The 19,946-nt window shown below is 72.4% G+C and carries 16 protein-coding genes and 1 riboswitch; of the genes, 4 read left to right on the top strand and 12 right to left on the bottom strand.

Translation table 11 applies throughout. The features are described 5' to 3' along the window. Window positions 1-110: 110 nt before the first annotated feature. From ACZ7GJ_RS33890 to ACZ7GJ_RS33860, 7 genes are all read right to left on the bottom strand, one after another. A complete protein-coding gene (locus ACZ7GJ_RS33890; RefSeq protein ID WP_470757200.1) occupies window positions 111-1,082 on the bottom strand; it encodes a Ppx/GppA phosphatase family protein in 972 nt (323 codons plus the stop codon). Further along, the gene (locus ACZ7GJ_RS33885) at window positions 1,079-1,621 is read right to left on the bottom strand and encodes a DUF501 domain-containing protein (RefSeq protein WP_470757198.1); all 543 of its coding nucleotides are present in this window, start codon (window positions 1,619-1,621) and stop codon (window positions 1,079-1,081) included. The genes ACZ7GJ_RS33890 and ACZ7GJ_RS33885 overlap by 4 nt, the downstream gene beginning before the upstream one ends. A 45-nt stretch (window positions 1,622-1,666) precedes the next feature. Next, entirely contained in the window at window positions 1,667-2,155 is a 489-nt protein-coding gene (locus tag ACZ7GJ_RS33880) for an FtsB family cell division protein (RefSeq protein ID WP_365916666.1), read from the bottom strand. 103 nt (window positions 2,156-2,258) lie between these two features. After that, entirely contained in the window at window positions 2,259-3,539 is a 1,281-nt protein-coding gene (gene eno / locus ACZ7GJ_RS33875) for a phosphopyruvate hydratase (RefSeq protein WP_470757196.1), read from the bottom strand. A 258-nt stretch (window positions 3,540-3,797) separates the two neighbouring features. Next, window positions 3,798-4,502: a transglycosylase family protein gene (locus ACZ7GJ_RS33870; protein WP_470757194.1), complete on the bottom strand. Its 705-nt coding sequence runs from the start codon at window positions 4,500-4,502 to the stop codon at window positions 3,798-3,800. A gap of 3 nt (window positions 4,503-4,505) precedes the next feature. Further along, window positions 4,506-4,678, bottom strand: a riboswitch (cyclic di-AMP (ydaO/yuaA leader). Between the two features lie 275 nt (window positions 4,679-4,953). Further along, a complete protein-coding gene (locus ACZ7GJ_RS33865) occupies window positions 4,954-5,994 on the bottom strand; it encodes a transglycosylase family protein (protein ID WP_470757192.1) in 1,041 nt (346 codons plus the stop codon). 103 nt (window positions 5,995-6,097) lie between these two features. Further along, complete coding sequence (locus tag ACZ7GJ_RS33860; protein ID WP_470757190.1) at window positions 6,098-7,372, bottom strand: cytochrome P450 family protein; 1,275 nt, start codon at window positions 7,370-7,372, stop codon at window positions 6,098-6,100. A gap of 121 nt (window positions 7,373-7,493) precedes the next feature. Between ACZ7GJ_RS33860 and ACZ7GJ_RS33855 the strand changes: the two genes are divergently transcribed. Further along, on the top strand, window positions 7,494-8,705 hold the full coding sequence (locus ACZ7GJ_RS33855) for a globin domain-containing protein (protein WP_470757188.1): 1,212 nt from the start codon (window positions 7,494-7,496) through the stop codon (window positions 8,703-8,705). Window positions 8,706-8,726: 21 nt separating this feature from the next. On the opposite strand, the gene ACZ7GJ_RS33850 is transcribed toward ACZ7GJ_RS33855, so the two are convergent. Further along, window positions 8,727-9,704 (bottom strand): nucleoside triphosphate pyrophosphohydrolase, encoded by a 978-nt coding sequence (locus ACZ7GJ_RS33850; RefSeq protein WP_470757186.1) that lies wholly within the window; start codon window positions 9,702-9,704, stop codon window positions 8,727-8,729. A gap of 28 nt (window positions 9,705-9,732) precedes the next feature. Beyond that, window positions 9,733-10,356 (bottom strand): SurA N-terminal domain-containing protein, encoded by a 624-nt coding sequence (locus ACZ7GJ_RS33845; protein ID WP_470757184.1) that lies wholly within the window; start codon window positions 10,354-10,356, stop codon window positions 9,733-9,735. Between the two features lie 192 nt (window positions 10,357-10,548). On the opposite strand from ACZ7GJ_RS33845, the gene ACZ7GJ_RS33840 reads away from it, so the two are divergent. Further along, the gene (locus ACZ7GJ_RS33840) at window positions 10,549-12,909 is read left to right on the top strand and encodes a YfhO family protein (RefSeq protein WP_470757182.1); all 2,361 of its coding nucleotides are present in this window, start codon (window positions 10,549-10,551) and stop codon (window positions 12,907-12,909) included. Here the strand turns inward: ACZ7GJ_RS33840 and ACZ7GJ_RS33835 are convergent. Beyond that, window positions 12,897-14,399 carry a protein kinase domain-containing protein gene (locus tag ACZ7GJ_RS33835; RefSeq protein ID WP_470757180.1) on the bottom strand — a complete coding sequence of 501 codons (1,503 nt, stop codon included), beginning with the start codon at window positions 14,397-14,399 and terminating at the stop codon, window positions 12,897-12,899. The genes ACZ7GJ_RS33840 and ACZ7GJ_RS33835 overlap by 13 nt on opposite strands. Beyond that, window positions 14,396-15,025 (bottom strand): hypothetical protein, encoded by a 630-nt coding sequence (locus tag ACZ7GJ_RS33830; RefSeq protein WP_470757178.1) that lies wholly within the window; start codon window positions 15,023-15,025, stop codon window positions 14,396-14,398. The genes ACZ7GJ_RS33835 and ACZ7GJ_RS33830 overlap by 4 nt, the downstream gene beginning before the upstream one ends. A 185-nt stretch (window positions 15,026-15,210) precedes the next feature. Between ACZ7GJ_RS33830 and ACZ7GJ_RS33825 the strand changes: the two genes are divergently transcribed. Next, window positions 15,211-16,020 carry a hypothetical protein gene (locus ACZ7GJ_RS33825; protein WP_470757175.1) on the top strand — a complete coding sequence of 270 codons (810 nt, stop codon included), beginning with the start codon at window positions 15,211-15,213 and terminating at the stop codon, window positions 16,018-16,020. Window positions 16,021-16,093: 73 nt separating this feature from the next. Continuing rightward, entirely contained in the window at window positions 16,094-16,267 is a 174-nt protein-coding gene (locus ACZ7GJ_RS33820) for an Rv0909 family putative TA system antitoxin (protein ID WP_470757174.1), read from the top strand. A gap of 79 nt (window positions 16,268-16,346) precedes the next feature. Here ACZ7GJ_RS33820 and mfd read toward each other — a convergent pair whose 3' ends face one another. Next, entirely contained in the window at window positions 16,347-19,877 is a 3,531-nt protein-coding gene (gene mfd, locus ACZ7GJ_RS33815; protein ID WP_470757172.1) for a transcription-repair coupling factor, read from the bottom strand. Window positions 19,878-19,946 lie beyond the last annotated feature (69 nt).

Here is a 19,946-nt window from a genome sequence, read left to right as displayed (position 1 = left end):
CCCCCCCCCCCCCCCCCCCCCCCCCCCCCCCCCCCCCCCCCCCCCCCCCCCCCCCCCCCCCCCCCCCCCCCCCCCCCCCCCCCCCCCCCGCCGTTCGGCATTTCCGCGGGTCAGGAGGGCTGCTTGTCCGTCTCGACCTCTTCTGCGGTCTTCCAGGCAATGCCGTCGAGGATGTCGTGCTCCGAGACCACGACCTCCGAGGCGCCGGTGCGCTCCATGATCGCCAGCAGCACCAGTGCGCCGGCACCGATGACGTCCACCCGGCCGGGGTGCATCACCGGGATCGCGGCGCGTTCGGCGTGCGTCGCCGTCAGCATCCGCTCGCTGATCTCGCGGACCTTCTCGTACGGGATCCGGGAGTGGTGGATGGCCGCCGACCGGTACTCCGGCAGTTCCAGCGCGATGGCGGCGACCGTGGTCACCGAGCCGGCCAGACCCACCAGGGTGCGTGCCTGGGACAGCGGGACGGTCTGCTCGGCCAGGTCCAGCGCCGCCTCGATGTCGGCCCGTATCGCGGCGATCTGCGCCTCGGTCGGCGGGTCGGTGACGACGCCGTCCACGACCAGGTGGCGCTCGGTCATCCGTACGCAGCCCACGTCCACGGACCGGGCGGCCCGCACGTGCTCCTCGCCGACCACGAACTCCGTCGAGCCGCCGCCGATGTCCACCACCAGGAACGGCTTCTCCAGGTGGTCGGTGCCGGCCAGCTCCATGGTGGCGCCGGTGAAGGAGAACTCGGCCTCCTGGTCGCCGGAGATCACCTCGGGCTCGACGCCCAGGATGTCCAGGACGCCCTGGACGAACTCGTCCCGGTTCTCGGCGTCCCGCGAGGCCGAGGTGGCCACGAAGCGCACCCGCTGCGCCCCGAGCTCCTTGATGACCGCCGCGTACTCGCGGCAGGCGGCGAAGGTGCGCTCCAGCGCCTCGGGGGCGAGCCGGCCGGTCTTGTCCACGCCCTGGCCGAGCCGGACGATCGTCATCCGCCGGTCCAGCTCGACCAGCTCGCCCGTGGCGGGGTCGCAGTCGGCGACCAGCAGGCGGATGGAGTTCGTACCGCAGTCGACGCCCGCGACCCGGGTCACCGGGACTCCCCGGCCTTCTTCTCACCGCACGGGGTGACGCACGGACCCTTGGCCCACCACTCCGGCAGCATCGCCAGGGCCTCGTCGCCGAAGGGGTTCACACCGGGGCCGGCGGCCAGCGAGTGGCCCACCAGCACGTGCAGGCACTTCACGCGGTCCGGCATTCCGCCGGCGCTCGGGAAGCCCTGGAGCACCTCGATGGCGTCGCGGCGGGTGATGTAGTCCTCGTGCGCGGCCCGGTAGGCGGCGGCGAGCTCCGGGTCCTCGGCGAGCCGGGCCTGCATCTCCTTCATCACGCCGTTGGCCTCCAGCGTGCCGATGGCACCGGCGGCGCGGGGGCACGTCAAGTAGTACAGCGTCGGGAAGGGGGTGCCGTCGGGGAGCCGCGGGGCGGTCTCCACCACGTCCGGCTGGCCGCAGGGGCAGCGGTGCGCGATGGCGCGCAGCCCGCGCGGCGGGCGGCCGAGCTGCTGCTCGAACGCCTCGATGTCCGCGTCGGTCGGCTCGGTCCGGTCGGTCTGGGGCGGGGGCGTCTGCATGCCTGGAGGAAGTCTCTTCGTTCGGTTGTGCTGGGTGTGGGTGGGTCAGTCGCCGGGGCGGTCGGCCTTGTCGACGCCGTCCCAGACGTTGGAGTACCAGGGGCGGTCGGTCGCGGACTGTCCGTCGCGGCGGTGCTCGGGGGCCGCGGCCCCCGGGTCGGTCATGATGTAGCTGATCTCGCCCGGGCGCACGAAGTGCAGGTGCTTGCGCGCCTGTTGCTCCGCGTACGCGTTGTCCTGCCAGCGGGCCTTCTCGTCGCGCAGCCGTTCCAGCCGGTCGCGCGCGGAGACTGCCGCCTTGCGCTGCTTCGTGATCTCCGAGCGCTGGGAGACGTACTGGCGCATCGGATACGCGAGGGCGACGACCAGCGTACAGAGGACGAGCACGAGCAGGGCGGCCCGGCCGGTGAGCCGGCTGCGGCGGACCTGCCGGCGCGACTGCGAGCGGTAGACGTGGGCGGCGGTCCGCTCGCCGAGCTGCTTGAGCCTGGTCGCGGTCGAGAAGGTGGAGAACCGATCCCGGTTCCCGGCCATGTTTCCGCCTCCCCTATATACGCACTACGCAATACGTCCCCGCACACGGTACGGGACCGAGTGCGGGGACGTACGGAGGCCAGCCAGCGCCGTGAGGCGGTGATCAGCCCTTGAAGCGCGGGAAGGCGCTGCGGCCCGCGTACACCGCGGCGTCGTCGAGGATCTCCTCGATGCGCAGCAGCTGGTTGTACTTGGCGACGCGGTCCGAGCGGGCCGGGGCACCGGTCTTGATCTGGCCGCAGTTCACGGCGACGGCGAGGTCGGCGATGGTGACGTCCTCGGTCTCACCGGAGCGGTGCGACATCATGCACTTGAAGCCGTTGCGCTGGGCCATCTCGACGGCGTCCAGGGTCTCGGTCAGCGAACCGATCTGGTTCACCTTCACGAGCAGGGCGTTCGCGGAGCCCTCCTCGATACCGCGGGCGAGGCGCTCGGGGTTGGTGACGAACAGGTCGTCGCCGACGATCTGGACCTTGGCACCGAGGCGGTCGGTGATGGTCTTCCAGCCGTCCCAGTCGTCCTCGAACAGCGGGTCCTCGATGGAGACCAGCGGGTACGCCTCGACGAGCTCGGCGTAGTAGTCGGTCATCTCGGCGGCCGAGCGGGACTGGCCCTCGAACTCGTACTTGCCGTCCTTGTAGAACTCGGACGCGGCGACGTCGAGCGCGAGCGCGATGTCCTTGCCCGGGGTGTAGCCGGCCTGCTTGATGGCCTCGATGATGAGGTCGAGCGCGGCGCGGTTGGACTCCAGGTTCGGGGCGAAGCCGCCCTCGTCGCCCAGGCCGGTGGAGAGGCCCTTGGTGTGCAGGACCTTCTTCAGGGTGTGGTAGACCTCGGCACCCCAGCGCAGCGCCTCGGAGAAGGACTCCGCGCCGATGGGGGCGATCATGAACTCCTGGATGTCGACGTTGGAGTCGGCGTGCGACCCACCGTTGAGGATGTTCATCATCGGAACGGGCAGCAGGTGCGCGTTCGGACCGCCGAGGTAGCGGAAGAGCGGGAGGTCCGAGGCCTCGGACGCGGCGTGCGCGACGGCGAGGGACACGCCGAGGATGGCGTTGGCGCCGAGCGAGCCCTTGTTGTCGGTGGCGTCCAGGTCGAACATGGCCTGGTCGATCAGGCGCTGCTCGGTGGCGTCGTAGCCGACGAGCTCCGGCCCGATCTGCTCGATGACGGCCAGGACGGCCTTCTCTACGCCCTTGCCGAAGTAACGGTTGGGGTCACCGTCACGGAGCTCGATGGCCTCGAAGGCACCGGTGGAGGCGCCGGACGGAACTGCAGCACGGCCGGTGCTGCCATCGTCGAGGCCCACCTCGACCTCGACCGTGGGGTTGCCTCGGGAGTCCAGGATTTCCCGGGCTACGACGACGTCGATGGACGGCACGAGCATCTCCTTCTGGGATGTGACGCTGGGTGTGCGGTGGCGTCAGGCCGTGGGATGGCCTTGCCGACTAGAGCCTAACCGGCTCCGGGCACTCGGCCAGCCGACCGCCCGGGTCCTGGGACGAAAAAGGGACCGAATACCCCTCTTCCGGGACATAGGTCTCTTGATCATCGGGCTCCCACCGGCCAGGACGCCCGGCGCACGCCACCGCCCGGCGCATCGAGGGACGCGCCGGGCGGTGGGGTGTTACCGCAGGATTCAGCTGAGCTTCAGCTTCTGGCCCGGGAAGATCAGGTCGGCGTCGGAGACGATGTCCTTGTTGAGCTCGTAGAGCTTCTCCCAGCCGCCCTTGACGCCGTTGGCGTCGGCGATGGTGCCCAGGGTGTCGCCGGACTTGACCTCGTACGAGCCGTTGCCGGTCTTCGGGGCCTCGGTCTTCGGCTTGGCCGGGGTCTCCGCCTTCGGCTTGACCGGCGCCGGGGTCTCGGAGCGCTTGGTCTCCTTCTTCGGCGCGGCCTTCTGCTCCTTCTTGGGCTCGGCCTTGGGCTTGGCCGGGGTCTCGGCCGCGCCGCCGTTGTACGCGGCGTTGGTCAGGCCGACGCCGCAGGACGGCCAGGCGCCCTTGCCCTGGCCCTTGAGGACCTTCTCGGCGATGGCTATCTGCTGGGCCTTGGTGGCCTGGTTGGCCTGCGCGGCGTACGCCTTGCCGCCGTAGGCGGCCCAGGTGGAGGACGAGAACTGCAGGCCGCCGTAGTAGCCGTTGCCCGTGTTGATGGCCCAGTTGCCGCCGGCCTCGCACTGCGCGACCTTGTCCCACTGGGAGGCGGTGGCGGCGGAGGCGGTGCCCGCGGCCATCAGGGGGGCGGCGACGGCCACACCGGCGACACCGGCGAGCGTTGCGATGCGGACGGACCGCTGGATTGCAGTACCGCGACGGTGCTTGCCCTTGCCGGAAAGCAGCATGGAGTTTCTCCTCACCGACGCCTACGAGGTGAGCTGTCGGGTTCGGGCGAGTGAGTTGCCCGGCGGTGCGACCTAGCGCACCGCTTAACCCCTAGCCGGTGGCGTGACCGTCTCTCAACGGCCGCTCCCGGCGCCTACCTTGGTTCCCCCGCTCCTGCCTTCGGCGCTTGCGCGACGACTGTTCCCCCCGTCCGCCGGCAGGATTCGGCGATGCGGTCGAAGGAGCCCGCGGTGGCGAGCGATTCAGAAGGTAGGCAGGTCTCTCCCCGATGTTCAACGAGCGCCATCGGGGAGAAACGGGGCCTACTTGCGCTCTCCGGATCAGTGTTTGCGCAGGTGAGGACGGGGTTTGCGGAAGCCTCCGGACCAGACACGCCAGTTGACCGGAAGAGACACATGTCTCACTTGCCCAAAACGGGCAATCAGCTGTTTTGGGATGCCCGAAGTGCCCCTATTTCTGGGTTAGATCCAGATTCTGGCCGGGCTTGATCAGGTTGGCGTCCTCGCCGATGACCTGCTCATTGGCCGCATAGAGCGCGTTCCAGCCGCCCTTGAGGTCGTTGGCGTCCGCGATGGCGGCCAGGCTGTCGCCCTCCTTCACGGTGTACTTCGGTTCCGACGCGGCATCAGATGCGACGGGAGCCTCGACCGCGGGCTCCCCGCGGTGCTTGCCGCCGCCCTCGGCCGGGGCGCCGGGGGCGCCCGGGGCACCGGGGGCCGCCGGGGCGCTCGGGTCCGCGGAGGGCGTGCCCGGGGCGGCCGGCGTCGTGGGGGCAACGGGAGCCGTCGTGGGGGCCGAGGGGCCCGTGGAGGGCGCCGCCGGGTCGACCGGGGCGATCGGGGTCGTCGGGGCCGTGGGGGCCGTCGGGGCCGTCGTCGGCAGGTCCGGGACCGGGTCCGGCATGACGGGCAGTCCGCTGGGCGGCCCGAGCGGGACGTCGGGCAGCAGGAAGGACGGCGTACCGGACGGGCTCGGGGAGGCCTGCTGGGGAGCCCCGAAGTCCGTGGCCCGGTCGCCGGACCCGCCGACCGGTACGGAGTCGTCCGGGCGGGACGGGGACGGGGCGACGGAGGAACGGCTGCCGGGCATGCCCGGGTCCACGTCCGCGGCGGGCGCCTGCTGGGTCAGGCCGGCCGACTCCGCGCACATCGGCCACGCCCGGGGACCCTGGGCGGCCAGCACGCGTTCGGCGACGGCGATCTGCTGAGAACGGCTGGCCAGGTCGGCGCGGGGCGCGAAGTCGAGCCCGCCGGCACCCTTCCACTGCTCCTCGGTGAACTGGAGCCCGCCGTACGCACCGCTGCCGAAGTTGGCGCTCCAGGTGCCGCCGCTCTCGCACTCGGCGACCTTGTCCCACGTGGAGGTCTCGGCCGCGCTCGCGCCCGTGGCGGCGAGCAGCGGCAGGGCCAGCGCGGAGCCTGTGACTCCTGCGGTGACGACAATCGCGGGGACCTGGCGGGGGCGTCTGTGGCGGCCGTTCCCGGAACGCATGAGGGTGCACCTTTCGCATAACGGCGGGGTAACGGCAGAACCTAGCGGCCTTCGAACGCTTGTCACAAGTTTCGACGGAAACTGACTGCGGGTCAGTGTGCCTTCACTCGTTGCGAGGTGTGAAGCGGACCGGAAGGGTGCGCAGGCCACGCATGATCAGTCCGCCGCGCCAGCGCAGGTCCTCGGGCGGAGCAGCGAGTTCCAGATCCGGCAGACGCGTCAGCAAAGTCGCAAGCGCCGTCTGCCCTTCGAGCCGGGCCAGCGGTGCGCCCAGGCAGTAGTGGATCCCGTGCCCGTATCCGAGGTGCTGGTTGTCCGCCCGGGAGAGGTCGAGCGTGTCCGGTTCGGCGAAGCGCTCGGGGTCCCGGTCGGCGGCCGCGAGGACCACCAGCACCGGATCGCCGGCCGCGATGTCCTGGCCGCCGAGGGTCAGTGCCTCGGTGGCGAACCGCCAGGTGGCCAGCTCCACGGGCCCGTCGTAGCGCAGCAGCTCCTCGACGCCCGTCTCCAGCAGTCCGGTCTCCCCGGCCGCGAGGGAGGCCTGGAGGCGCTCGCGCTGGTCCGGGTTCATGAAGAGGGAGTGGACTCCGTTGCCGATGAGGTTCACGGTCGTCTCGAAGCCGGCGAAGAGCAGGATGAAGGCCATGGCCGTGGCCTCGGCCTCCGTCAGGTGGTCGCCGTGGTCGCTGGCCCGGATCAGGTCGGAGATCAGGTCGTTGCCCAGATCGTCCCTTTTGCGGTGGATGAGTTCACCGAGGTAGGTCCGCATCTGCTTGACCGAGCGGGCGACCCCGCCCCGCGGGCCGCCGCCGTGCCGGATCATCATCCCGGCCCAGTCGCGGAAGTCGTCCTGGTCCTCGCGCGGTACGCCGAGCATCTCGCAGATGGCGTAGATGGGGAGCGGGAAGGCGAACTCGTGGATGAGGTCCGCTTCCCCCTTGCTCGCGAACCGGTCGATGAGGTGGTCGGTCAACTCCTGCACGCGCGGGGTGAACTCGGCGACGCGGCGCGGGGTGAACGCCTTCGACACCAGCCGCCGCAGCCGGGTGTGGTCCGGCGGGTCGATGTTGAGCAGGTGCGTCATCAGCTCCGCCTTGCGCTCGCCCGGGATGCCCGTCTTGCCCTTGGCGTGCGCGGGCTCCGCGTGGTGCGCCGGATTCTTGCTGAGCCGCTGGTCGGCGAGGGCCTGGCGGGCATCGGCGTACCGGGTCACCAGCCAGGCCTCGACCCCGCTGGGGAGCTTGGTGCGGTGCACGGGCGAGTGCTCGCGCAGCCAGGCGTAGGCGGGGTACGGGTCGGTCGCGAACTCCCAGTCGAACAGGGTCGGGCCCTGGGCGGGAGGAGCGTCGGCGGGGTCTGCGGGGGTCTGCTGATGCACCCGTTGACGGTATCCCCTACGTAGACCGGCACCCCGTATGGGTGGTTCGTCGCGGCTGTCCGCAGATCCACCATGACTTGACCTGGCTTTGTCCGGCATTCCTACTTTCGTTTTTGTGGATGTGAGGATCTTGAAAAGCAGCTTCGCGGTGGTGGAGAGACGGGCCGAGCACGCGGTCAAGTTCTTCTACTCCCACCTGTTCTGGCACAACCCCGGGATCCGTGAGCTCTTCCCGGTCTCCTTCGAGGACATGGAACGGCAGCGGGACCGGCTCTTCGCCGCGCTCACTCATGTGATCGCCCATCTGGAGAACGAGAGCCTTCTCCCCTACCTGCGCGACCTGGGCCGTGATCACCGCAAGTTCCTGGTCGGCCCCGAGCACTACGCCGCCGTCGGCGCCAGCCTGCTGGCCGCGCTCGCCGAGGCCGCCGGGGGCGCCTGGACCCCCCAGGTGGAGAAGGCCTGGTCCGAGGCCTACCAGGTGATGGCCGACGCGATGACGGCCGGCGCGGATGCGAGCGAGGACCCGCCGTGGTGGGACGCGGAGGTCGTACGCCACCTCCAGTACGGGCAGGACATCGGCGTGCTGACCCTGCGGCCGCACGCCCCGCTCCCCCATCGGCCCGGCCAGTACGTCAGCGTGAGCAGCGACCGGGTCCCGACGACGTGGCGCACGTACTCCATCGGCAACGCGCCCCGCGCCGACCACACCCTCGACCTGCACGTCAGCCGCATCGAGCAGGGCCGGCTCAGCTCCGCCCTGGTCCGCGACGTGCAGATCGGCGAGATGCTGCGGCTCGGCGCCGCCGGCGGGCAGCTGACCTTCCGCCGCGCGGACCGCCCGGTCAGCTTCATAGCCGCCGGCACCGGCTGGGCCCCGATCCGCGCCATGCTGGAGGACCTCGCCCAGCACCCTCCCGATCAGGACGTACGGCTCTTCGTGGTGGCCCGGGACGCCGCCCACCTCTACGACCGCCCGCTCATCGACGAGTACGCCGCGGCCTTCCGCTGGCTCGGCGTCACCTACATCACCCCGGCCCCGGGGCAGCACCGCAACCAGGCCACCGACCGGCTCGCGACCGCGCTCAGCAACCGCGGGCTCTGGCCCGACCAGGACGTCTACCTGAGCGGTCCGCCGCTGTTCATCGACGAGACCTCCTACCTCCTGGAGGAGCTCGGCGCCCGGCCCGGCCGGATCTTCTACGACTCCGTACCCGCCGCCGGCCGTGGCAACGGCCCCGGCGGCCGCCCGCTGGGCTTCGGCGAGTGGTTCCTGAACCGCCCGTCGCCGCACTGGCACAACCCCTCGGGCCGCGCGCCCCGGGAGTACTGAGCCGCGTACCGCAGCTGGGGGCTACTCGCCGACGCCCTCGGCCGCACGGATCGCGTCCCGGTAGACACGGGCCGCCGCGCGCAGCGCGGTCTCGGGGTCGATCCCCGCCGCCTCGGCGCGTGCCGCCAGCTCCAGCAGTTCGTACCCGATGCCCTCGCCGCGGGGCAGCTCCACGGGCACCGCCCCCGCACGGGCGCGGCCCGCCAGCTTGGCCGCGAGCGCGAGACCCGGCTGTCCCAGCGGGATCCCGTCGGTCACCGACTCCCGCTGCTTCTCGTCCGCCTTGGTGCGCTGCCAGTGCGCGTTGACGTCCTCGGGGGTCTGGGCCTGCGCGTCGCCGAAGACGTGCGGGTGGCGCCGGATCAGCTTCTCGACGAGGCCGCCGGCCACGTCGTCGATGGAGAACGGCTCCTCACCGTCCTCCTCCGCGATGCGCGCGTGGAAGACCACCTGGAGCAGTACGTCGCCCAGTTCCTCGCGCAGTTCCCCGCGGTCGCCGTCCTCGATGGCCTCGACCAGCTCGTACGCCTCCTCGATGGCGTACTTCACCAGGCCCTGGTGGGTCTGGCGGGAGGTCCAGGGGCATTCGCGGCGGACCCGGTCCATGACCTGGACCAGGTCGAGCAGCCGCGCGCCCGGCAGGTCGTACGAGCCCGGCAGCAGCTCCAGGTCGGGCATGCTGACGCGGCCCGAGCCGGCCAGGCGCGCGAGCCCGTCGGTGAGCCGCTGGTCGCCCTCGCCGCCCGGGATCACCACGACGGTGCGGCCGCCGGCGCAGGCCTCGACCAGCTCGTGCGCGTCCGGGGCCGCGCACTCCACCCCGACGCCGGCCTCGCGCAGGTACGGCAGCTGCGGGTGGCCCGGGTCGGCGCACAGCACCCGGTCCGCGGCGTGCAGGGTCTGCCACGCCGGCCAGGACAGCACGCCGGGGGCGACGCGGTGGCTGGTGGTCAGCAGGACGATACGGCCGGTGGGCTCGGCGGGCGCTTGGTCGGTCACCCTCCGAACCTACCTCCGGGCGCGGGCGTCAGGCTCCGGCGGGGGGCTGCTCGGGCCGGGTCACCTGGGTGATCCACGGGGTCTGCGCATCGCCGAGCACGATCTGCTGGGCGTCCCAGGTCCCGTACCGCGGGTTCACCTCCACGTGCAGGGCCTTGGCGGCCGCGGAGAGCTCCGCCAGGGCCTTCTCCTGGCTGCCGTAGTGGTCGAAGAGCTTGTCGCGCAGCAGGTTGAAGCGGGTGTTCGCGTCCATCTGGCCCGGCGCGAGCTGGGCCTGCTGGAGGGCCGCGGCCTCCAGAGCGGCGGGCGTACCCGCCTGCTGGAGCTGCGCCTTGCGGAAGTCCTCGATCTCCTTGGTGCTCACGCTCACCCCGGCGGACTGGGCGGCGCGCTCCAGGACGGCGCTCTGGATCATGCGGTTGAGCTTGGTGCGGTCGAGTCCGGGGGTCGCCTGGATCAGCTCTGCGGCGTTCTCGGAGCGGTTCTGCGCGGTGCGGACGTCCTTCACCTGGGCCTGGAGTGCGGAGGTGGTGATCCGTTCGCCACCGACCACGGCCGCGGTGCCGGGGCGGGTCTCGCCCGAGCAGGCGGACAGCAGGGGGGCCGCCGCGAGCAGGGCGACGGAGACGGAGAGCGCAGTGCGACGGTGCAAAGGAGCCTCCAGGGCCGGGAGATTGTGCGTCAGTGCACAAGGGCCGTGCGGTGATCGATGTTATGCAAGGCAGGGTGATCCGAGCCACTGGTTCGACCAACGATTCCCGGCCTGTCGGGGTGCGCGCTGTTCGTGTCGGGGCCACCCTGCGGCCATCCTTCGGTCCACCGGCGCTGCCAGGGTCGGCCCACCATGTCGACTCCGCATTCCTCGCCCCGGCGCCGGAGCCTGCTCGGCTCGGCGCTCGCCGCCCTGATCACGACGGTGGCCGTGTGCTCCGGGGACGCCGTCGCCCGGGTCTTCCCGTACGGGCCGCGCCACCGCAGCATCAACGACCTCGGCAACCAGTTCGTGCCCTTCCACGCCCATCTGTGGGACCTCCTGCACGGGCGTGCGGAGGGCGGGCTGCTGCTCAACTGGCAGTCCGGGTACGGCACGAGCTTCCTGCCCGACCTCGGGACGTATCTGACCAGCCCCTTCGCGGTGCTGGTGGGGCTCTTCCCGCGGGCGGACATAGACCTCGCCGTGTACGTCGTCACCGTGCTGAAGACGGCGGCCGCCGCGGCGGCGATGGCCTGGCTGCTGCGCACCCAGCGGCGCGGGCCGTGGTGGGCGGCGGGGCTGCTCGGGGCCTCGTACGCGCTGTGCGGCTGGTCGGTGATCGAGGCCTCGTACAACCCGATGTGGCTGGACGGGCTGATCTCCTTCCCGCTGCTGTGCCTGACCGGCGAATGGGCGCTGCGGCAGCGGCGGTTGGCCCCGGCGGTGGCGATCGTGGCCGTCGGCTGGACGGCGAACTTCTACACCGCCTACATGGCGACGCTCGGCGCCGCGCTGGTACTGCTCGTACGGGTCGTGCTGACGCGGGAGGGCGCGGGCGAGCGGGTACGGGTGCTCGGCCGGGCGGCGGGGACCACGCTGCTGGGCATCGCCCTGTCGGCGCCGGTCCTCGTGCCGCTGTTCCTGAGCTCGAAGCAGGCCTACCCGGGGTGGTTCAAGCCGTTCCGGCCGGTCCCCTGGTCCGACCTGTTCGCGCGGCTGCTGCCCGCCACGTACTCCTTCTCCTCACCCGCGCTGTTCGTCGGGACCGGGACGCTGCTGCTGGTGGCGGCGCTGCCGTTCCACCGGGCGGTGCCCGCCCGCGCCCGGCTGTGGTGGGCGGGGCTGGCGGTGGCCGTGCTGCTCTCCTTCCAGTGGACGCCGACGCACCTGGCCTGGCACGTCTTCGCGACCCCGAACGGCAGCCCGTACCGGCAGACCTTCGTCCTGGCCGGGATCCTCGTGATCGCCGCCTGGGCGGGCCTGGCCGCGGGCCTGCCCGGGCCGCGGGCGCTGGCCGCAGGGGCCGGCGTGCTGGCGGCGGCCGCCCTGTGGGCGAGCGGCAGTCCCCTGACCACCGGTTGGGGCTACGCGCTCTTCTGCGGCGGCCTCGCGCTCGCGGGCGCGGCCTGGTGGGCGCTGCGCCACCGCCGCGGGCTGCTGCCCGCCGCGGGCGTACTGGTCCTGGTGCTGGTGGCCCAGGCCGCGGCCACCACCGCCTACGGCCAGCGGGGCAAGCTCGCCGGCCTGGACGACTACCCCTCGTGGGGCGCGGCCCACACCGCGCGGGCCGAGGCCCTGGCGGGCGCCGAGGGCTGGCCCGCTTACCGCACCGACCCGAGCCGGCCCGCGCTGTCGGGCAACGACCCGCTGCTGCTGGGCGGCGAGGGCGGCTCGTACTACAGCAGCCACACCCCGGACGTCTTCACCCGCACGATGGTGGCCCTCGGCGCGGGCTGGACCTCGCGGGGCCGCAACGTCCAGAGCCTCGACAACCCGGTCACGGACGCCGTCTTCGCGGTCGGCGCCCGGCTGCACCCCGACGGTACGGTCGCACGCGCCGAGGTCCCGCCGCTCGTCACCACCCGCCCGCCGGGCCCGGACCCGGCGTACGGCCCCTCCCCCTTCGCGAACCAGGAGCTGCTGCTCGGCGCGAAGGTGTACGAGGACCCGGTCTCCCCCGGGGTGTGCCGCGCGGGCACGGCGGCCTACCTGTGGGCCCCGGAGTACAACGCGACGGCCCGCCTCGCGGACGGGCCGGCCTTCCGGCTGAACGCGAACCCCCCGCGAAACAGGGCGGCGCTCCAGCCGATGGGGCCCTCCAACGGCCCGGCCTCCGTACTGGTCTTCGACCGGCCCGCGCCGGCCGAGTGGACCCTGGCCTGCCTGGACCGCGAGCGGCTGGCGGCGGCGGTCACGCGGCTGCGCGCCACGGCGGCGGCCTCCCTGCGGGTCTCCTCCGCGGGGGTGCGCGCGACCCTCCCGGCGGGCAGTACGGGCACGGCCGTCCTCTCCGTCCCCGCCATCGCGGGCTGGACCTGCAACGACCGTCCGGCCTCGGCGTACCTGGGCCTGGTCTCGGTGGAGCTGGACGGCCGCACCACCACCCTGGACTGCGCCTTCCGGCCCCCGGGCCTGTGGGCGGGCGCGGCCGTGGCGGGAGCCGCGCTCGCGGTGCTGCTAGGCGTCCTCGGGTGGGGCCGCCGGGCCCGGCGACGGGGTCAGCGCACCTGACCGAGCCACTGGAGGGTGCGGCGCACCTCCGTCGGGAACGGGTGGGCCGGGCCGTGCAGGCGCTCCGCGTCGAAGAGGAGGCGGGCCAGGGTGTCGTGGGCCGCCGGGCGGTCGCCGAGCGAGAGCAGCAGGTGCGCTATGCGGCGCCGGACCTCCAGCGGGAGGCCGGGGTCCGGGTTGGCGTAGTGGTTCTCGAACAGCGGGAGCAGCGCGCGGTACTCGGCGAGCGCGGCCGCCGGTTCGCCGAGCTGCTCCAGGCACTGGGCCGCGTCGTAGCGGAAGCGCAGCGACTGCGGGTCGCCGGCCGGGAACTCCTCGGCGAGACGGTGCAGTTCGGGCAGGGCCCGGCGGTACTGGCCGTCGTCCATCAGGGTGGCCGCGTACTGCTTGCGCAGGGAGCGCACCACCGGGGAGTGCTCGCCGTGCTGCGCGGCGGCCGCCGGGAGGATCCCGCCGAGGATGTCCACGGCCTGGGTGAGCAGGCCCTGGTCGAGGAGCTTCTTGGCCTCCTCCACCGCCGCCGGGACGTCCGGGCGGGCCGGCGCCGGCGGGGCGGTCGGCTGCGGCGGGATGACCTGCGCCCGGTCGGGCCAGGGGGCCTGCGGGCGCAGGAAGGGGCGGGTGGGGTCGAGCGGGCCCGCGGGGTTGCCGTGCTTGGGCAGCAGCGGGGCGAGGGCCTCGTACACCTCCTGGGCGGAGCCGGGACGGTCCTGCGGGTCCTTCGCCAGGAGGTGCAGGAGTACGGCTTCCAGCTGGTGCGGGACCTCCGGGCGCAGCCGGCGTACCGGGACCGGGGGCTCGTACAGGTGGCGGTGGAGCACCCCGAGGGCCGTGGATCCCGCGAAGGGGACGTTGCCGCTGAGGAGTTCGTACAGCACCACGCCGAGTGCGTACAGGTCGGTGTACGGGCCGACCGCACCGCCCATGGCCTGTTCGGGCGCCATGTAGGCGGGGCTGCCGATCGGCGAACCGGTGCTGGTGAGGCGGGTGGTGTCGGTTTCCATCACCGAGGCGACGCCGAGGTCCAGGACGCTGATCGTCCCGTCCGGGCGGACCATCACGTTGCGCGGCTTGAGGTCCCGGTGGACGATCGGCACCGCGTGCACCGCCGAGAGCACCGAGCACAGCTGCGCGACCACCGAGACCGCCCAGGGCCAGGGGTACGGGTCGTGCCGCGCGAGGTGGTCGGCGAGGTCGGTGCCCTCGACGTGCTGCATGACGAGGTACAGCTCGTCGCCGTCGTTGCCGGCGTCGTGGACGGTGACCAGCCCGGGGTGGTCCACCTGCGCGGTGACCCGGCATTCGCGCACGAAGCGGCGGCGCAGCTCCTCGGCCACGCTGCCGGGGCCCGCGACCTTGTCCGGGCGCAGCAGCTTGACCGCGACGCGGCGGTCCAGGCGGCGGTCGTAGGCCGTCCAGACCTGGCCCATGCCGCCCTGGCCCAGGATGGTGGCGAGCTGGTAGCGGTCGCCGACGAGCCGGTCGGTCACTGGTTCGGGCCCTCGTTGCGGGGCGGGGTCTCGCGGCGCAGGAGTTCGCTCAGCTCGTCGAGCTCGGCTCGGACCTGGCCGATGCGCGGCGGCGCGGCCGGACCGGGGACCGGCGGCTGCGGCTGGTGGGGCTGCGGCTGGTGCTGCGCGGGCTGCTCCGGGGCCACGGGCGGGTACCCGTACGACGGTCGGGTCTGGTGGCCCGCCCCTGCCGCGCCCAGGGTCTGCTGCGGCGGCACGTACGGCGCGGCCTGCGCCGGGTACCAGGGCGCGGGCCGGGCCCCGGCGCGCTCGTGGTGGCGGATGTCGGAGACGAGGAAGTACACGCAGACCGCGAGCCCGGTGCTGAGGGTCCCGAGCGCACCGGCGTTGCCCTGCCAGCCGTTGGTGTCGGGCGTCGGGTCGGCGCCGATCAGCCCCAGCGAGACGACCTCGGCCGCGGCCGACGCCGCGAGCAGCCACCAGTCGCGGGTCTTGCGGGTGAGGACCGCGAGCCGGAGCATCGAGCCCCACGCCAGGAAGCCGCAGCTCAGGATGGGCAGCAGCGTGAACAGCACGCGCAGCGCCACCACGCCCCCGGTGCTGGGCTGGTGACCGTGCTGCGGCGGGATGCCGGGGCCGTGCATCGCTTGCTCCTGACGAGCCGTTCGGCTGGGTGCGGACGAAGTTTCGGGTCTGAGCGTATACAGCGTTTCCAGCCGCGGGTGAGGGGATGCACGCAACCGTTGTACGGCTGCAGCCGGACCGGCACACAGGCCGTCGGCGGCCCGGCTACCCTCTACACCGCCATTTGTTCCAGGGGGGAATCCACATGCGAAACCACACGACCGCCGTCACGGCGATCGGCGCCACCGTCCTGCTCGCCCTCACGGCGTGCTCGCCGTCCGGCAAGAGCGCCGCGACCGGCGGGCCGAGCACCGCCCCGTCCTCGGCGGCGCCCTCTCCCAGCCCGTCCAAGCCGGCCGGCGCACTCGACGGCCTGTCGGGCGAGGAAATCATGAACAAGGGCTACGAGGCGACGCGCGGCGCCGATTCGATGCATGTCGTCGCCACGCTGCCGGTCGACGGGAAGACCGCGCAGATGGACATGTCCCTCGACAAGAAGGGGAACTGCAACGGCACCGTGAGCCAGGAGGGCATGGGCACGGTCGCCCTCATCAGGTCCGCCGACCTCCTGCACCTCAAGGCCGACGCCGACTTCTGGCGCAACTCGGTGGCGGGGACGAAGACCCCCAAGAAGCAGGTGGACGCCATGGTCGCGCTGCTCGCCGACCGCTGGGTGAAGATGTCCACCGCCGACGAGGAGGCCAAGGGCATGGCCGCCATGTGCGACATGAAGGAGCTGACCTCGGACTTCGACAAGGCCAGCCCGCTGGCCCGCAAGGGCGAGACGACCACCGTCGACGGGAAGCAGGTCGTGGCGGTCACCGGACCGGTCAAGGCGGGCATGGAGACCGACTGGGTGGCCACCGAGGGCACGCCGTACATCCTCAAGGCCACCGTCGCCGGGGACGAGCAGGGGGAGCTGCACCTCTCCGCGTACAACGTCCCCGTCGACACCACCTCCCCGGGCGGGGACGTGCTCGACATGGCGAAGCTGCGGAAGGGCGAGACCGTCTGACCCCCCGCTCGGCGAGCGGATCACCCCGAACGGGCGTACCGTCACAAACGGGACACCGGAAGGAGCCCGTGAGATGGGGATCTTCGACAGGTTCAAGGACCAGGCGAAGGACAAGGCCAAGATCATCTCCGACAACCTCGAAGAAGAGGTCAACGAGAAGACCGGCGGCAAGTACGCCGACAAGGTCGACCAGGCCCAGCAGCAGGCGGAACAGCGCATGGGCATAGACGACGACCCCAAGAAGTAACCGGGTGCCGCACCGGTAACGGCCGCGGCGGGAGACCGGAAGGGTCCCCCGCCACGGCCGTCGCCGTGCCGGCGTAGCGCTACGACCCGAGGATGGTGGCGAGGAACTCCCCGGTCCAGGCCAGCAGTTCCCGGCCGACCAGCGGCTTCCCGCCGACCCGGGCGGTCTTCGGGCGCGGGATCAGCACCTGCGAGGTGGCGGGCTTGAGCACCGACCCCGGGTAGAGCCGCTTGAGCCGCAGCTCCTGCGATTCGCGCAACTCCACCGGCCCGAAGCGGATGTTGGCCCCCTGAAGGGTGATGTCACCGACCCCGCAGGCGCGGGCGAGCATCCGCAGTCCGGCCACCAGCAGCAGGTTCTCCACCGGCTCCGGCAGCTTGCCGTAGCGGTCGGTGAGCTCCTCGCGCACCGCCTTGACGTCGGCCTCGGAGTTGGCGGAGGCGATCGAGCGGTACGCCTGCAGGCGCAGCCGCTCGCCCGGCGCGTAGTCGTGCGGGACGTGTGCGTCGACCGGCAGCTCGATCTTGACCTCCAGCGGCGGCTCCTCCTCCACCCCGCCCTCCACGGCAGCCCGGTAGTCCGCCACGGCCTCCCCGACCATGCGGATGTACAGGTCGAAGCCGACGCCCGCGATGTGCCCGGACTGCTCGCCGCCGAGCAGGTTGCCCGCGCCGCGGATCTCCAGGTCCTTCATCGCCACGTACATGCCGGCGCCCATCTCGGTGTGCTGGGCGATCGTCGCGAGCCGCTCGTGCGCGGTCTCGGTCAGCGGCTTCTCCGGCGGGTAGAGGAAGTACGCGTACCCGCGCTCGCGGCCACGGCCCACGCGGCCGCGCAGCTGGTGCAGCTGGGAGAGGCCGAAGTTGTCGCCGCGCTCCACGATGAGGGTGTTGGCGTTGGAGATGTCGATGCCGGACTCGACGATCGTCGTGGAGACCAGGACGTCGAACTTCTTCTCCCAGAAGTCCACGACGACCTGCTCCAGGGCCTGCTCCGACATCTGGCCGTGCGCGGTCGCGATCCGCGCCTCGGGCACGATCTCGCGCAGCTTGGCGGCCGCCCGGTCGATGGACTCGACGCGGTTGTGGATGTAGAAGCACTGGCCCTCGCGCAGCAGTTCGCGCCGGATGGCCGCGCCGATCTGCTTCTCCTCGTACGGGCCGACGAAGGTGAGGACCGGGTGGCGCTCCTCGGGCGGGGTGGTGATCGTCGACATCTCGCGGATGCCGGTCACCGCCATCTCCAGGGTGCGCGGGATCGGGGTGGCGGACATCGTCAGCACGTCGACGTTGGCGCGCAGCTTCTTCAGCTGCTCCTTGTGCTCGACGCCGAACCGCTGCTCCTCGTCGACGATGACCAGGCCCAGGTCCTTGAACTTCGTCTCCTGCGAGAAGAGCCGGTGGGTGCCGATGACGATGTCCACCGAGCCCTCGCGCAGGCCCTCCAGGGTGGCCTTGGACTCCGACTCGCTCTGGAAGCGGGACAGCGCCCTCGTGACGACCGGGAACTGCGCGTACCGCTCGGAGAAGGTCCCGAAGTGCTGCTGCACGAGCAGGGTGGTCGGCACCAGGACGGCGACCTGCTTGCCGTCCTGGACCGCCTTGAAGGCCGCGCGCACGGCGATCTCGGTCTTGCCGTAGCCGACGTCGCCGCAGATCAGGCGGTCCATGGGGACCGACTTCTCCATGTCCTCCTTGACCTCGGCGATGGTGGTGAGCTGGTCGGGCGTCTCCGCGTACGGGAAGGCGTCCTCCAGCTCGCGCTGCCAGGGGGTGTCGGGGCCGAAGGTGTGGCCGGGGGCGGCCATGCGCGCGCTGTACAGCTTGATCAGGTCGGCGGCGATCTCCTTGACCGCCTTCTTCGCCCGCGCCTTGGTCTTGGTCCAGTCGGCGCCGCCGAGCCGGTGCAGGGTCGGGGCCTCGCCGCCGACGTACTTGGTGACCTGCTCCAGCTGGTCGGTGGGGATGTACAGCCGGTCGCCGGGCTGGCCGCGCTTGGCGGGCGCGTACTCGACGAGCAGGTACTCGCGGGTGGCGCCCTGGACGGTGCGCTGCACCATCTCGATGTAGCGGCCAACGCCGTGCTGCTCGTGGACGATGTAGTCGCCGACCTCCAGGGTGAGGGGGTCGATGGTCTTGCGGCGCCGGGTCGGCATCCGGCCGAGGTCCTTCGTCGCGGTGCGCTGCCCGGTCAGGTCGGTCTCGGTGAGGACGGCGAGCTTGAGGGCCGGGTCGACGAAGCCGTTGTCGAGGGAGCCGCAGGACACGTGGACGAGGCTGGGCTCCAGGGCCCGCAGGTCGGCCTCCAGGCGGGCCGGGATGCCCTCACCGCCGAGGACCTCGACCGTACGGGCGGCCGGTCCGTGGCCCTCGGTGAGGTAGACGGTGTGCCAGCCGTCGGCGATCCAGCCCTTGGTGTCGGCGAGCGCGCGGGCGGTGTCGCCGCGGTAGGCCTCGGGGGCGTGCATGCCGAGCGTCAGGGTGTCGCCGCCGGCTTCCGCGTCGGCCGCGAAGGGGGAGACCGACCACCACATCATGCCGAGCTCGCGGGCGTGGTCGCGGACGTCGGCGATGCCGCGCAGGGAGGCGGCGCCGACGTCGATGGGGGCCTCGCCGCCGCCCGCGGTGGCGGCCCAGGAGGCCATGAGGAACTCCTGGGAGGTCGCCACGAGGTCGGCGGCCCGGGTGCGCACCCGCTCCGGGTCGCAGACCACGGCCATGGCGCCGGCGGGCAGTACGTCGATCAGCATTTCCATGTCGTCGACCAGGACCGGCGCGAGGGACTCCATGCCCTCGACGGCGATCCCCTCGGCGATCTTGTTCAGCAGCTCGCCCAGCTCGGGGTGGGCCTCGGCGAGGGCCGCGGCCCGCTCCCGTACCTCGTCGGTCAGCAGCAGCTCACGGCAGGGCGGCGCCCACAGGCCGTGCTCGGCGATCTCCAGGGACCGCTGGTCGGCGACCTTGAAGTAGCGGATCTCCTCGACGTCGTCGCCCCAGAACTCGACGCGCAGCGGGTGTTCCTCGGTGGGCGGGAACACATCGAGGATGCCGCCGCGGACGGCGAACTCACCGCGCTTCTCAACGAGTTCGACGCGTGCGTACGCGGCTGCGGCGAGCGCCTCGACGATCTCCCCGAGGTCGGCGCCCTGCCCCTGGCGCAGGCTCACGGGCACGAGGTCCCCGAGCCCCTTGACCTGCGGCTGGAGCACGGAGCGGATGGGGGCGACGACCACGCTCACGGGTCCCGCGGCCGCATCGTCCTTGCTCGGGTGCGCGAGCCGGCGCAGTACGGCGATCCGCCGCCCGACGGTGTCGCTGCGCGGGCTGAGCCGCTCGTGCGGCAGCGTCTCCCAGGACGGGTAGTCCACCACCTCGTCCGGTGGCAGCAGCGAGCGCAGCGCCGCGGCCAGGTCCTCGGCCTCCCGCCCGGTGGCGGTGACCGCGAGCACGGTCCGCCCGGTACGGGAGGCCAGCGCGGCGATGGCGAAGGGCCGCGCGGCGGCCGGGCCGACGAGGTCCACGTACATGCGGTTGCCGTCCCCGGCCGCGGTGACCGCCTCGGCGAGTGCGGGGTCCCGGGTGACGGCGTCGAGCAGTCCGTGCAGGCTCATGAAGGCGGCATTCCGTCCGGTGAGGGGGCAACGCGAAGGACCCGACACGTCGCACGGGCCGGGGGTTCC

The sequence above is a fragment of the Streptomyces sp. NPDC037242 genome (assembly GCF_055604165.1).
The sequence above is the reverse complement of the archived record's forward strand: the minus strand, read 5'-3'. Positions and strand labels throughout refer to the sequence as shown.

What these genes read in the sequence shown, in the direction of transcription:
- ACZ7GJ_RS33825 (WP_470757175.1), top strand. Translation starts at nt 15,211, where the DNA reads ATGCGAAACCACACGACCGCCGTCACGGCGATCGGCGCCACCGTCCTG.
- ACZ7GJ_RS33840 (WP_470757182.1), top strand. Translation starts at nt 10,549, where the DNA reads ATGTCGACTCCGCATTCCTCGCCCCGGCGCCGGAGCCTGCTCGGCTCG.
- ACZ7GJ_RS33865 (WP_470757192.1), bottom strand. Translation starts at nt 5,994, where the DNA reads ATGCGTTCCGGGAACGGCCGCCACAGACGCCCCCGCCAGGTCCCCGCG.
- mfd (WP_470757172.1), bottom strand. Translation starts at nt 19,877, where the DNA reads ATGAGCCTGCACGGACTGCTCGACGCCGTCACCCGGGACCCCGCACTC.
- ACZ7GJ_RS33830 (WP_470757178.1), bottom strand. Translation starts at nt 15,025, where the DNA reads ATGCACGGCCCCGGCATCCCGCCGCAGCACGGTCACCAGCCCAGCACC.
- ACZ7GJ_RS33880 (WP_365916666.1), bottom strand. Translation starts at nt 2,155, where the DNA reads ATGGCCGGGAACCGGGATCGGTTCTCCACCTTCTCGACCGCGACCAGG.
- ACZ7GJ_RS33885 (WP_470757198.1), bottom strand. Translation starts at nt 1,621, where the DNA reads ATGCAGACGCCCCCGCCCCAGACCGACCGGACCGAGCCGACCGACGCG.
- ACZ7GJ_RS33820 (WP_470757174.1), top strand. Translation starts at nt 16,094, where the DNA reads ATGGGGATCTTCGACAGGTTCAAGGACCAGGCGAAGGACAAGGCCAAG.
- ACZ7GJ_RS33870 (WP_470757194.1), bottom strand. Translation starts at nt 4,502, where the DNA reads ATGCTGCTTTCCGGCAAGGGCAAGCACCGTCGCGGTACTGCAATCCAG.